The organism is Enterobacter sp. R-1.6.2 (assembly GCF_035064085.1).
Classification (GTDB): Bacteria; Pseudomonadota; Gammaproteobacteria; order Enterobacterales; family Enterobacteriaceae; genus Enterobacter; species Enterobacter asburiae_B.
In genome coordinates, this window is sequence record NZ_JASEYI010000005.1 from 65,792 (window position 1) to 79,066 (window position 13,275).

Sequence of the window (13,275 nt, forward strand, 5' to 3'; positions counted from 1 at the left end):
AAGCGGGTTTAATGTAAGCCTGTGTATGTACCAGCGATGCAGATACAGTGTGATACAAACCCAGGCCTTGTCGCCTTAAAGGGTGATGCGATAGCGGACGTAATCGTCGGCTTGACCGTATTTGTCATAAAGTTTTCGCGCCGGGTTATTCTCCCGGGTGACCCAGTACAGTTTTGACCACCCTTCGCGCTTGCCTTCCTCAATCAGAGCATCAATGAGCGCCTTACCGGCTCCCGCCCCGCGTTCGTCGGCATCAACAAACAGATCTTCCAGGTAGCAAACGGGGGCCGTTGACCAGGTTCCTTCGTGCAGAATGCACATCGCGAAACCGATGACCTTTTCATCCGTTTCTACCACGCGGCAAAACATCGAGGAATGCGCTGAGAGCGCCCTTTCCCATGTCGATGCGGTGACGGATTCCTCGAGGTAACAGTCATAAAAATGGGTATAGCCATCCCACAGCGGTCGCCATTGGGAATAATCGTCTTCACGTAGAGGTCTTACCGTGACAGCCATGTGTTCCTCACATTACAAGTCGATCGCCATTTCAAAACAGCGTAAATCAGCCCCAGCCATACGCGAGTGATGATAGTTTTCGCGCAGCGTGACAAACCCCAGCTTCTGATAAAACGACTGGGCATTAGGGGTTGCATCCAGCCTCAGGCGGGTTATCCCCCGGCTACGGGCTTCATTTTTGAGCGCCTCGATAATTCGGGTCGCCATGCCTTTACCGAAGGCCGCGGGCAAGGTGAATATCGCCTCCAGACAGTGGGTATCCAGATCCAGATAGCCGGTCGCCGCAACGTCGCCCGTTTCATCTTCCACCACGTAAAAAGGGTATTCAATGACCATCTGCCGATAGCGTTCGGGCATGAGATCCGGCGTCCAGCGCGCAATGACGTCAGCGTCGTAACTGGTTTTACAGCCGTGACGAATCGCCTGATTGCGAATATTCCAGAGTATTTCGGCTTCCTGTGGCTTAGCTTTTCGTAAAGTCATAACCCCTCTTTAACGGCTTTTTAGTCGCATTTCCCGTGCCAGTCTGGCAAGACGCTGAGTACGACAATAGAGCGCAAACAGCACAAAGCCGCTGCTGTTCATCACCACCCGACAAAATAACAGTGCGAAGGATGCGATGACCAGCGGCCAAAGGCCTCCGTTATGCGAAAGCAGGATATGTAAAACCTGAACGAGGGTCGTTATCAGCAGAATGATGAACAACGCCCTAAACCCCAACAATCCCGACGTCTTCCCACGAGCCAGGAGTACGCTTATCACAATGAGCGCGCCTGTCATCGTCAATGATGGTACGAAAAAGCTCAATGCATGATGTAAAGGTGATAACCCCTGCAACCCGCTGAGAAAAGGCAGAAGGTTTAACGCAAACGCCACTAAAAACAGAGGTAACAGCACCGCTACCGGATAAGGATTTTGACGCGGAAGCTCGCTGAGAGGACGCGAAAAATACTGTTCCAGCTCTGGCGTGGAATAATTCAAGAGACGGGTATCACGCTGACCAATAGCATCCTCTATCTCTTTGCCATGCTGCAGGAGATCCTGGAAAACCCGTCCGGTTAAAAAACTCAAAAACTTCATCAGAATACCGCCAGTGACTGAATGGTACCGATAATGTATTTACCGGTCCGTGGTAAATTACTGGGCGCTGCAATAACGCCACTCACAGCACTCCCGGCCAATGCTGCGGCACTTGTAACCACTTGCCCAAGTTGTCGAGTGAGCTCTACCTGAACAGGCCCGGTTGGAAATCGTTTCGGATAAAGACCAGCGCGTATAAGTGCCTTAATTTCCTTGTTGCTTATACCGGGGTTTTGCGCGCGAATTATCAATTCGGTCAAACGAGCGCGATCCTGACGAGGATAACTTTTTAACCACTCAGTGGCTTTCAAGGAAGATATAGATTTCATTGCACGCCAGGTGGTAACTGCTTCTTTTAGCGCCCCTCCTGCACTTGCTAACGAAATTACATCCAGTGAAGTTGAGGTGGCGACGTACCATTCTTGCGTATCGAGCCAGGCAACATTACCGCCACCGTTTTCAACCAAATCATAGATACGATAAAGGCCGTTAACGCATTGCAACCCGGTCGCAAGGGTTCCTGCGTAGCCAATCGCTACCCATTCCAGGCAAAACCATACATTACTCCTTATGTGGATGGGTAAGTTAACCCAACTAATCTGACGGTAATCGAGCGCTATGCAGAGCAAAATTTTGGTAGTAAATAAGTTTCAACGCAACTAAATAGAATGTGGTAGAAGTGAAAATACCAGAACACAAACAAAAGAATAACGCTTAAATATGGAGATCCGCGGATGACGATACCGACGCTCACGACAGAACGCTTATTGCTAAAACCGCTGGTTGCCGAAGATGCGGCCCAGATACAAAAGCGTTATCCGCGCTGGGAGATCGTCCGCTATATGGTCTCTTCCGTGCCCTGGCCCTACCCGGATAACGGCGCGGAAAACTATGTCAACAACGTGGCGCTGCCGGATATGGCAAAAGGGATCGCCTGGTTCTGGAGCATCCGTCGTCGCGAGGTGCCGGATGAGTTGATGGGTATTATCTGTTTGTATGACGTTGAAGATAACAACCGTGGATTCTGGTTGGCCCCGGAGTTTCAGGGCCAGGGATACATGCGCGAGGCCAGCATTGCCGCGACGGATTACTGGTTCAATACCCTAAACAAACCCGTGTTACGCGCTCCGAAAGCCGCCGCCAACAGCCGCTCCCGGCGTATTTCAGACAGTAGCGGCATGCGGCTTATCAGAACGGAACAAAAAGCCTACGTCAGCGGCATGCTGGATTCCGAACTGTGGGAGATTACCCGCGACGAATGGAACGCCCGTCAGGTCAGCTGATAATGCTTATCCGGCATCAGCCTTTCAGGAATGTTCTCTTCATCGTTCATCTGCAGCAGATCGCGTTCCATCATGTTGCAGATGGCGTCCAGCGGCAGATCGTTATCTTCTGTGCCGAACGGGTCTTCCAGCTCTTCCGCCAGGGTGTCCAGCGAGATAAAGGTGTAGGAGATCAGCGCCGAGACAAACGGCGTCATGTAGTGCAGATCTACAACCAGCGCGAACGGCAGCATGATGCAGAACAGATAGACCGTGCGGTGCAAAATCAGCGTATAGGCAAACGGCACCGGCGTTGTCGCAATGCGCTCGCAGCCGGAGAGGACGATGGACATATCGTTCAGACGGTTGTTCAGGCTGTGGAACAGGATGTCTGAAAGCTGGCCGTTACGCCGCCGCACGGCCAGCCACTCCCCCATAATCAGTAAAATGCGGTTCGCCGGCGAGTTGGCGCTCATCACGTGACGTAAATCGTCCGGAGCAAGATAGCGAGAGAGCTGTTCGGCGTTCAGGTCCCGGCGGAGGGTCATGCGCAGGCAGTTGGCAAAAGCTATCTGCAGGCGGACAAATTCCCCCAGGTGCTTATCGTCAGGCAAGGTGTTTTTCACCTCGCGAAACAGCGAGCGTGCCGCTATCATCAACTGCCCCCAAAGCAGGCGAGCCTCAACGTAGCGCGAATAACAGGCGTTGTTTCTGAAACCGAGAAAGATAGCGATCGCCACGCCGAGAATGCTAAATGGCGCCACGGTAAATTTGATACCCAGCGAGGTATACCACGGCAGCATCAGGATAACGGCGATTGAAAGCAGGAAGTTCAGCAGCAGTCGGGTGTAAATTTTGGGAAGTACCGAGCCGTGCCAGACAAAAATCAGTTGTAGCCAGTGCTGTTTAGGACGAACAATCATAGTGAGTTTCAGGAAGGAAAAGAGCGTGGCTATTAAACGTGATCTCCCTCACGGTTGCAAGCATGTTAACGGGACATTGAATTTTATGACCTGCTTAGCGATAACCGCACGGTGCTGCATGCGCTTTTAAAAAAAGAGCATATAGTATGTTGTAACTAAAATAAGGTGTAATTAAACCCGGCCGAAGCCGGGTGACGTCATTAGCACAGGGGTTTCACCGCTGCGCGCATTCCCTTCAGGAGAATGGCGTCAAGATCCAGGGTGACCTGGTCGACAAGCCCGGAGACCTGCGTGAGATCCAGTTCCCAGTGCTCGCTCACGCTCAGTACGGCCTGCACCAGCTCACGGGTGCTCAACTGCTGGTCGCGATGCTGCGCCCACAGCTGTTGATAACGTTCCAGCCAGAATGCATCATCCTGCACCGGGTAGTTTTCCCCGTTACGCTCCCCGCGATAAAACGCTATCAGTGCAGCCAGCGCGAACGTCAGACGTGCAGGCAATTGTCCGCTTGCCTTATGTCCTGCTAGCAGCTGCGGCAGAATGCGGGTGCGGTATTTGGTCATGCCGTTAAGCGCAATGGAAAGCAGCTGGTGTCTGATATAAGGGTTGCGAAAACGCCCTGTTACCGCGCTGGCAAAAGATTCCAGCTCGTCACGCGGCAGATCGAGGACCGGAATGATCTCCTGATAAATCGCTTTTTCGACAAACGCGCAGATCTCTGCATCATTCATCGCCTCGCCTACCGTCTCTAACCCAGCCTGGAATGCCACCGGCACCAGCGCCGTATGCGCGCCGTTCAGGATAGCGACTTTGCGCTCTTTGTACGGCCTGATGTCGTCGACAATCAGCACATTCAACGGGTACTTATCCAGACGGAGTTCCTGCGCAAGGGATGCCGGCCCCTGGATAACGAACAGATAGAAATGTTCAGCCGTATCCAGGAAACCATCGTGATAACCCAGCTCAGCCTCCAGCGTGGCCGCTTCGTCGCGCGGGTAACCGGTCACGATACGGTCAACCAGCGTCGAGCAGAAGCTGTTTGCCTCGTTAAGCCACTGGATAAAGGCGGCAGGCAGCGCCCACTCCCGGGCATAGCGCAGGACAAGTTCGCGCAGCGCATCACCGTTGTAGTCAATCAGCTCGCACGGAATGATGATCCAACCTTTATCCGCTGCACCGTTGAAGTGGCTATAACGCTCAAACAGCAGTCGCGTCAGCTTCGCCGGGTAGCTCACCGCAGGGGCATCGGCGAATCGGTCACCCGCGTTGTAGCTGATACCCGCTTCGGTGGTGTTCGAGAAAACAAAGCGCATGTCCGGATTGTGCGCCAGTTTCAGGAACGCATCATACTGGCCGTAGACGTCGATCTCCCGGTTAACCGAGCGGATAAGACGGCTCTCACTCACCGCTTTACCCTGCCCGTTCAGGCCGCGAATGATAGTGGTATAGAGACCATCCTGAGTGTTCAGCGACGGCGGGAAGTCGCTCTGAATAGGACGGACGATAACCACACCGGCGTTAAGATCGGTATGTTCATTTAGCAGGTCAATTTGCCAGTCGACAAACGCACGCAGGAAGTTGCCTTCACCAAACTGAATAATGCGTTCCGGGTATTGAGCACCGGGAAAATCACGACGGTTGAGCGTGTTCACAAGAGGGTTCCTTTATGATTAGTCATACAGCCTGATAAGATTGGTCCGATAACTTATCAAAACTTAACGACCAGAAACCCTGTTTTGATCAATGGACGGCGTAGTTGTACAAAATAATCATAAGAACTTATAGAACACGGACGTGGCCGTCATGGCGCCGTCCGGCATCAGGGCATAGCGCGGGATCTCCCCCACCTTTTGCCAGCCGGCACGCTGGTAGAACGTCTCGGCGCCGCTGCCGGTGGAGGTATCGAGCACCAGAACCGAAATATCTCTGGCCCGGGCCTCCGCTTCAAGCGCTTCCATCAAGGCCATCGCGGCACCTTTGCGGCGGGCTTTCTCGTGAACCAGCAGCTTCGCCACATCGGCGCGATGCGGCTGGTTTTCCGGCTGGTCGACGATCAGCTGCACCGTACCGATGACGCCGTCCTGCGGGTCGACACAGGCCAGCACCAGACGCTCGTTGCGCCCTACGCTTTCAGCGATGCCGCGCCAGAACGAACGAGCTTTATCCAGACTAAAGGGAAGCATAAACCTGACGGATGCCCCGCCGTTCACACAGTTTTCGAGGATCCCGGCCAGCGCATCAAGATGGGTGAGAATGTCGTCTCGGGTGAGGTTTTTGATTTGCAGTGAGGTATTCATTGTTTTTCCTTACGTTGAATACCGTCACTGTGCATTTAACATCTTCTTAACGCAAACGGATCGGACATACGCTTTTGTTATGTTACCGGGAGCGCTGTCGCTGCTGTTTCATGGCATACATCTTTTCATCGGCCTCTTTTAACCACTGCTGCAGGTCGTTGCCGTTATGATCGAATTCACTGAGCCCCCACGAGAAATGGAGCGACCAGGGATGTAGCTTGCGGGCGTTATAGTTTTCTACCTGCTCGGCAAGATACTGCATGGCAATCCAGGCGCCCTGCTCATCTGTATCCGCGAACAGCACGGCAAACTCGTCCCCGCCAAAACGAACCAGCAGATCCGCTTCGCGGAAAGAGGCGCGCATTAGCTGCGCCATCGCTTTCAGCGCCTTATCCCCCTCTTCATGCCCGAAGCGATCGTTAATTTCCTTAAAGCGATCCAAATCCAGCCAGCCGAGCGTGAGCGGCTCAGCGCGACGCCGGGCAACGGAAAGCGTGAACCGCACGAGCTGATTAAAGCCCCGACGGTTGAATAACCCGGTTAATTCATCCGTGGTCGCCGCGCTGATGGCAGCAAATTCATCTTCCGCCAGCGCGCCAAGGTCCCCCAGCACGGCGAGGTCGGCGGCAGAAAACTCGCGGGGAGCGTAATCAATCAGGCACAGCGAGCCAACGCTTGCGCCGTCGCGCAGGCGCAGCGGGAAGCCCGCGTAAAAACGCACGCGAGGCTCACCGGCCACCAGCGGGTTATCCGCAAAGCGATCGTCCTGAAGCATATCCCCCACTACCAGCGGCGCTTCGGTGAGGATCGTATGCCCGCAAAATGAGATATTGCGCGGAACGCTGCCGGGCGCCTGACCGTCGGCCGACTTAACGATCAGCGAATGCTCATCAATGATGATTGACCATCGCCAGCGGCACCTGGAAGAAGCGTTTTGCCAGACGCGTTAAGCGGTCAAACGCCGGGGAACTGTCGATCTCAAGCAGACCTGATTCTCGTAGCGAGTTGAGTCTGTCTGTTTCATTTTCAGGGGTTGCAGGTGCTTTCATAATGTCTCCTGACGTAAAGCGTTACTAAAAGCGTAGCTTAAACAGAGACATTGTCAGTGTTCTGACATCCTGTTAAGCCGCTTACTATTCACGTCAATGCCTTATGACGATTAACGCAGCTATGTTTCACTCCCGGAGGGCGCGGCAATCTGCTCGTCCGCCACCCGGGCGCTGGTACGGTTTCGACCCGCTTTTTTTGAACGATAGAGATGATCGTCCGCTTCGGCCATGAGCTTGTTGAAGACCTCGGTCAGCTGCCAGGACTCAGCCTTTCCGCTGCCGAGGCCAATGCTGACCGTCAGATAGAGCGTCTGGTGACGCCATGTAAAAGGATGACCGGCAACGGTGGATCGGATACGTTCAGCCAGTTCAAAACCGTGCTGCGCGTCGCCTGAATTGACCACCACGGCGAACTCTTCCCCGCCCATGCGCGCCACCATGCCGTTTTCGCCGACGACCTGCTGCACCTGTCGGGCAAACGACGCCAGCACGCGGTCTCCGCACTCGTGGCCGTAGTTATCATTAATGCTCTTGAAATAATCAATATCCAGCAGCATGACGGTCAGAAAACGCGTGTGCCGGTACGTCTCTTCATGCTTTAACGCCTCATAAAGCCCGGAACGCGAATAGACGTGCGTTAAAAAGTCATAATCCGCCCTCAGTGAAACCTGGCGGATCAGGGAATTAATCGCCGCCATGCTGACGGAAACCATCACCGGGCAGATCGCCATCGTGGCGATCCCCAGCCGGGCTGAAAACATCATTGGCGTCGTAAACGGCGTCGCCACGGCGATATTAATAATCGAGTTGGCGACCAGAATGATTTCAGTGGCCCCCGTGATAAACGTCAGCAGACAGGTGGCGGGCAGCGAGTAGCGAACCGCACACCAGATAAGCGCAGGCAGAGGAAAGGAGAGGCTCCCCGCTCCGCCAATCACCACCGACGCGATCACCGAGACGATCAGCGCAATTACCGGCAGCAGCTGCTCCAGACGTAGCCTGAGCTCACGCCCTGGCATGCGTAACGTGAGCATACAGGGCACAACAAGCACGCCGGTTGAGAACTGCTCGCTAAACCAGTCGGCAAATAGCGGCCAGAAGGTATGACTGTCAATCCCGACCGACCCTACCGCGCCGAGCAAGGCGCAAAGCAGCGCGGCAATCAGACAGTAGTTAAACAGGCGTAGCGCGTTAAGCGGATCGGGGGTTTTCTTCATCAGCCGCTTGTCGCGCTGAACCAGCACGGCGACGACGACGATAAAGATCATGTTTGACAGGTTAATCAACACGGAGGCCATACCCCAGTTGGTCGTTACCGCGTCGTACAACAGCATCGCGACATAACATACCGCGTAGTAATGCAGGCGATTCAGGTAAACATAGCGGGCGAAAATCCCTGCCATGACGCCATTCAGCGGCCAGAACAGCGACAGGGCCTCAACGAGCCGTAATTCCGCGCCCACAAAATAGAATAAGGTGGTGAGGATGAAGATCGTCGCTGCATTTCGCAGCGGCGTATCAACCTGGAACGGCCTGAAAGCGGTAAGAGCAGAACGCATTAAATATCATTCCATATGAAAGCTTATGGCAATTATTGCGGTCGTCAGCATGATCGGGACTAACTTGGGATGCATCTATAACACAAATACCACGGGAGCATAACTCGTCAAATTTAGGCGTTCATCTGCAGCACCAGCCAGTAGTGGATGACGCTGACGATATAATTTTGTTGCGGCGCCGTGAGCGTTACGCCCTGTGGAATGTTATGCCATTTTGCCAGACAGCCCCGGCAACAGGTGGCGGTGGCATGCTGGGCGATAAACACCGGGTGACCGCGCATGGGCGTCTGCTTACCGTCGTTTGCGGGGTGCGCGGGCGCAAGGCGCTTTTCGACAAAATCCGCGGCGTGCCGATCAATGGTTTCGGGGCCTTTGTCCCAGCAGTACTGTCGTTCCTTATCGCCTAAGCGAAAGCGCGAGCGAAATGTCGATCGCGCCAGGCGGGAAAAGAGAGGATCCAGATCGGACATCAGTATACGGAACGTCCCAGGCGCTGGGTCAGTTTCTCCAGAACCGCCACGCCGGCAAGCGAATTTCCCGTTTCATCCAGTTCCGGGCTCCAGACGGCTATCGCCATTTCATGCGGCACAATCGCCACGACCCCGCCGCCAACGCCCGATTTAGCCGGAAGGCCAACGCGCCAGGCAAACTCACCGGCGTTTTGATACATCCCGCTGGTGGCCATCAGCGCGTTAACCTGCCGGGCCTGAAGCGGAGAAACCACCTCCTGATCGAGATGCGGCGCGTGCCCCTGGTGCGCAAGGAACAGGAACGTCTGGGCCAGCTCAACGCAGCTCATTTTGATGGCGCAGTAATGGAAGTAGTTTTGCAGCACGGTCGCCACGTCGTTGTGGAAATTACCGAAGGATTTCATCAGCCACGCGATAGCCGCGTTACGGGCGGAGTGTTCAAACTCCGAGCGTGCCACCACCGCATCATAGGCAATATCGTCAACGCCCGAGAGCTGGCGAACAATCTCCAGCATTCGCTGGCGCGGTGCGCTGAGGCGACTTTGCAGCATATCGCAGACCACCAGCGCCCCGGCATTGATAAAGGGATTTCGCGGTTTACCCTGTTCAATCTCGAGCTGAAGCAGCGAGTTAAAAGGCTGGCCGGAAGGATCTTTACCGACACGCTGCCAGATCTCTTCTTCTTCATACTGGCGCATCGCCGCAACCAGACTCAGCACTTTCGAAATGGACTGAATGGAAAAACGCTCAGCCGCATCGCCTGCCTGGTATCGCTGTCCGTCAATGGTACAGATAGCAATCCCCAGCTTGTTCCCGCTCACCGAGGCAAGGGCCGGAATATAGTCGGCAACCTTCCCCTTTCCAATTAACGGACGAACCTGCGCCAGAATCTCGTCCAACATCTCATTATGGATGACCGCAGCCACACTTTGCTCCTTGCCCTCAGGCTAAAACGGGCTGCGAGTATAACAGAGGCTTATGTATTGCGTCAGGCGCTAAGACGAAAACGCGAAACGGCCTGCAATAAAAGATCGGATTGCTTTTGCAGCCGCTCAGAGGCATCCGAGGCGTCAGAGACCAGCAGGTCCGTCTGCCGGGAGACCTGATTCAGCGCCTGAAGCTGGCGCGTCATCTGGTGAATACTGTCTCCCTGGCTGAGCGTGGCGGTTGAGATCTCATTAAGCAAACTGCTTAAATTGCCCACCAGGCCGGTGACCTGCTGCAGATTCTCTTCCATCAGGGTAACGGCGCGGGAACCGTCTTCAATGCCCTGCAGCGAGCGGTTGATCAGCTCCTGAATGGTCTGCGTCGAGTGGCTGCTTTTTCTGGCCAGAAGCCCGACTTCCCTGGCGACGACGGCAAAACCGCGCCCCTGATTTCCGGCATGGGCCGCCTCGATGGCGGCATTCAGCGCCAGGATGTTGGTCTGAAACGCCACGCTGTCGATCATCGCCACGATCCCGCGCATCTCAGAAGATCGGTCGACGATCGCCTGCATGGACGCATTCACGGTCGACATCATCCGGTCGCCCCCCACGGCGGCCTGACGCGCTTCATCGGCCCGCGAGCTGGCAAGCCTGGCATAGCCGGTATTCCCTTCCACATGGCTTTCCAGCGCCGCAATATGCGCCGTCACATCCTCAAGCTCTTTCGCCTGGCGCGCTGACTGCTGATACAGCTTCTGGTTACCCTGCGCAAGGGAGTCAATGTTCTCCACCATCGTCGCGGTGGCATGGCTGACCTGCGTCACCAGCTGCTGCAGACCGTGCTGCATCGTCGCAATACTGTCGCTAAGCTGACCTATCTCCCGGTTAAAGCGCATGACGTCCGGCGGCGTGCCGGAGAGATCCCCTGCCGCCAGCCGGTTAATATGCGCAATCAACCGACGCAGCGGCGTAATCACCCATCTGGACATGCCGAACCAGACGACAACCGCGATGGCAAGCAGCAGCACCGGCGCAAACAGGAACAACGTTTGCAGGCCGGAGAGCTGCGCCATTAGGCTCTGACGCCCCTGCATGGCCTGCTTCTCGCTTGCCTGCTGATAGCGCGCATAGTTGTCGTTAAAATCAGACTGAAACGCCTGGGCCGGTACGGCAAAAAAAGCGTCGATGGTGTTGGTCTTAATCAAACCTTCAGCCTGCTCGTTGATCGCGCCGTAGAAAAGCTGATAGCTGTTCACCAGGGCATCGTCTTTCGGCGGATTCAGCGCCAGCCAGGCCTTCCACGCCTGCTGAGAAACCGCCAGCGCCTTTTGCGCATCGTCCATCAGGCTATGCCAGCTCCCGTCGGAGCCGGTCTCTTTATCCTGCATAAACCAGACGCCGGAGCGGTTAAGCAGGTCGCTTGCCGCCAGCAGGGAAACGCGGGCCAGATCCAGCTTGCTCTGCTGCTGCCAGGCCAGCAGGTTTTGCTGCTCGTTGCGCTGGGCGTCGTTCAGGGAGGCGTTAAGCAGGAATGAGGAGGAGAGCTGCAGCGCGGAGAAAAGGCCAATAATGCAAAAGATACCCGTCAGCAGGCCAAAGTGACGAGGGGTGAGACGCTGCGCAATACGGCGAAAAATTTGCGTTAGGTTCATAATTATCTTCATTAACAATGCGTTAGACGCGAGCGAGTCTACGAAATGAAAATGACAGAACCATTGCAGATAAATGACAACGGCCCTCGTGATGAGGGCCGTAATCACAGGCGGGCAATAAATTACACCCGATCCTTCCACACCGTCTGCACGTTGCAGAACTCGTGCAAACCAAAGTGGGAAAGCTCGCGGCCAAAGCCGCTTTTCTTCACGCCGCCGAACGCCACGCGCGCGTCGCTGGCGCTAAAGCCGTTGATAAACACCCCGCCGCACTCCAGTTCGCGGGAGAATTTATCCGCAAGCGCCGCGTCAGCGGTAAAGACGGTGGCGGACAGGCCAAAGTCGCTGTCGTTGGCAAGCGCCAGAGCGTGCTCCGCGTCTTTTGCGACAGTCACGGCCGCGACCGGACCAAACAGTTCCTGGCGGAACGCCGTCATCGACGGGGTAACGTTGGCCAGCACGGTTGGCGCGTAGTAATTGCCCTCTCCGCTGATTTTCTCTCCGCCCAGCAGCAGCGTTGCCCCTTCGGCCAGGGTGGCCTGCACCTGCTGATGCAGCTCATCGCGCAGGTCATAACGCGCCATCGGGCCAATAAAGTTCTCTTCCCGATCCGGTGCACCGAGTTTCAGCGCAGAAACGGCCTCGACAAAACGCCGGGTAAAGGTCTCTGCGATACCCTCCTCGACGATAAAACGTTTGGCCGCCGCGCACACCTGCCCGGTATTCTGGTAGCGACCCGCCACCGCCGCCTTCACGGCTAGATCCAGGTCGGCATCGTTAAGGACGATAAACGGGTCGGAGCCGCCCAGCTCAAGAACGCATTTTTTCAGCGCGGCTCCTGCCTGCGCGCCAATGGCCGCACCGGCACGCACGCTGCCGGTGACGGTCACGGCCGCAATACGGCGATCGTTAATCGCCAGGCTTACGCCGTCATTGGTGGCGTTCACCCAGCCGAATACGCCTTCAGGGAAACCGGCATCCGCAAAGATCTGCGCAATAAGTTCCGCAGAGCCGAGCACGTTTGGCGCATGCTTAAGCAGATAGCTGTTACCTGCCAGCAGGATCGGCACCGCGCCGCGCAGCACCTGCCAGAGCGGGAAGTTCCAGGGCATTACCGCGAGAATCGGCCCCAGCGGACGGTATTCAATAACCGCGCTGTGGTTTTCCACCAGCGTAGGCTCCGCACGCAGCATCGCCGGGCCGTGCCCGGCATACCAGTCGCACAGAGCTGCGGATTTTGCCACTTCCGCCCGCGCCTGCAGGATGGGTTTCCCCATTTCACGGGAGATCGTCTGCGCCATCTCTTCCGCGCGGTTTCGCAGCGCGGCGCCGAGATCCCGGAGCTTCTGCGCCCGTTGGGACACGCTTTCGCGTCGCCACTGGCGATACCCCGCGTCAGACTGAGCAATCGCGCGTTCAACCTCTTCCGGTGTCGCCCAGGGATACGCAGCGAGGGTTTCTCCCGTTGCCGGGTTAACGGACAGGGCATGTGTAGCAGATGAATATTTCATGATGTTCTCCACGCATTTCGGTTGATTCAT

13 protein-coding genes and 1 pseudogene are annotated in these 13,275 nt (G+C 55.7%); 1 reads left to right on the top strand and 13 read right to left on the bottom strand.

Annotation, left to right across the window (positions count from 1 at the left end; translation table 11 throughout):
• Positions 1 to 75: 75 nt before the first annotated feature.
• Genes QMN93_RS07520 through QMN93_RS07535 form a run of 4 tightly spaced genes read right to left on the bottom strand, consistent with a single transcriptional unit; the run spans position 76 to position 2,099 of the window.
• Positions 76 to 516, bottom strand: a complete 441-nt coding sequence (locus QMN93_RS07520; RefSeq protein WP_033145551.1) for a GNAT family N-acetyltransferase — start codon at positions 514 to 516, stop codon at positions 76 to 78.
• Positions 517 to 528: 12 nt separating this feature from the next.
• Positions 529 to 999 carry a GNAT family N-acetyltransferase gene (locus QMN93_RS07525; protein ID WP_182383562.1) on the bottom strand — a complete coding sequence of 157 codons (471 nt, stop codon included), beginning with the start codon at positions 997 to 999 and terminating at the stop codon, positions 529 to 531.
• Positions 1,000 to 1,008: 9 nt separating this feature from the next.
• Positions 1,009 to 1,596, bottom strand: coding sequence for a hypothetical protein (locus QMN93_RS07530; RefSeq protein ID WP_193139279.1), 588 nt, complete (start codon positions 1,594 to 1,596; stop codon positions 1,009 to 1,011).
• Positions 1,596 to 2,099: a hypothetical protein gene (locus QMN93_RS07535; RefSeq protein ID WP_226852638.1), complete on the bottom strand. Its 504-nt coding sequence runs from the start codon at positions 2,097 to 2,099 to the stop codon at positions 1,596 to 1,598. The genes QMN93_RS07530 and QMN93_RS07535 overlap by 1 nt, the downstream gene beginning before the upstream one ends.
• A 231-nt stretch (positions 2,100 to 2,330) precedes the next feature.
• Here QMN93_RS07535 and QMN93_RS07540 point away from each other — a divergent pair, with 231 nt between their 5' ends.
• Positions 2,331 to 2,879: a GNAT family N-acetyltransferase gene (locus QMN93_RS07540; protein ID WP_064672502.1), complete on the top strand. Its 549-nt coding sequence runs from the start codon at positions 2,331 to 2,333 to the stop codon at positions 2,877 to 2,879.
• Here the strand turns inward: QMN93_RS07540 and QMN93_RS07545 are convergent.
• The 9 genes and pseudogenes from QMN93_RS07545 to sad form a co-directional block, all read right to left on the bottom strand.
• Positions 2,867 to 3,781, bottom strand: a complete 915-nt coding sequence (locus QMN93_RS07545) for a bestrophin family protein (protein WP_069302828.1) — start codon at positions 3,779 to 3,781, stop codon at positions 2,867 to 2,869. The two genes, QMN93_RS07540 and QMN93_RS07545, sit on opposite strands and share 13 nt — an antisense overlap.
• A 200-nt stretch (positions 3,782 to 3,981) precedes the next feature.
• Positions 3,982 to 5,433 carry a tagaturonate reductase gene (locus QMN93_RS07550; protein WP_193139277.1) on the bottom strand — a complete coding sequence of 484 codons (1,452 nt, stop codon included), beginning with the start codon at positions 5,431 to 5,433 and terminating at the stop codon, positions 3,982 to 3,984.
• Between the two features lie 117 nt (positions 5,434 to 5,550).
• Positions 5,551 to 6,078: a GNAT family N-acetyltransferase gene (locus tag QMN93_RS07555; protein ID WP_193139275.1), complete on the bottom strand. Its 528-nt coding sequence runs from the start codon at positions 6,076 to 6,078 to the stop codon at positions 5,551 to 5,553.
• An 82-nt stretch (positions 6,079 to 6,160) separates the two neighbouring features.
• A pseudogene (locus QMN93_RS07560) lies at positions 6,161 to 7,127 on the bottom strand (sensor domain-containing diguanylate cyclase).
• 119 nt (positions 7,128 to 7,246) lie between these two features.
• The gene (locus tag QMN93_RS07565) at positions 7,247 to 8,686 is read right to left on the bottom strand and encodes a GGDEF domain-containing protein (RefSeq protein ID WP_182383559.1); all 1,440 of its coding nucleotides are present in this window, start codon (positions 8,684 to 8,686) and stop codon (positions 7,247 to 7,249) included.
• Positions 8,687 to 8,799: 113 nt separating this feature from the next.
• Positions 8,800 to 9,156 (bottom strand): DUF4186 domain-containing protein, encoded by a 357-nt coding sequence (locus tag QMN93_RS07570; RefSeq protein WP_182383558.1) that lies wholly within the window; start codon positions 9,154 to 9,156, stop codon positions 8,800 to 8,802.
• Positions 9,156 to 10,082, bottom strand: coding sequence for a glutaminase B (gene glsB, locus QMN93_RS07575; protein WP_069302825.1), 927 nt, complete (start codon positions 10,080 to 10,082; stop codon positions 9,156 to 9,158). The genes QMN93_RS07570 and glsB overlap by 1 nt, the downstream gene beginning before the upstream one ends.
• Before the next feature lie 62 nt (positions 10,083 to 10,144).
• The gene (locus QMN93_RS07580) at positions 10,145 to 11,734 is read right to left on the bottom strand and encodes a methyl-accepting chemotaxis protein (protein WP_182383557.1); all 1,590 of its coding nucleotides are present in this window, start codon (positions 11,732 to 11,734) and stop codon (positions 10,145 to 10,147) included.
• A 122-nt stretch (positions 11,735 to 11,856) separates the two neighbouring features.
• On the bottom strand, positions 11,857 to 13,245 hold the full coding sequence (gene sad / locus QMN93_RS07585; RefSeq protein ID WP_182383556.1) for a succinate-semialdehyde dehydrogenase: 1,389 nt from the start codon (positions 13,243 to 13,245) through the stop codon (positions 11,857 to 11,859).
• Positions 13,246 to 13,275: the final 30 nt, after the last annotated feature.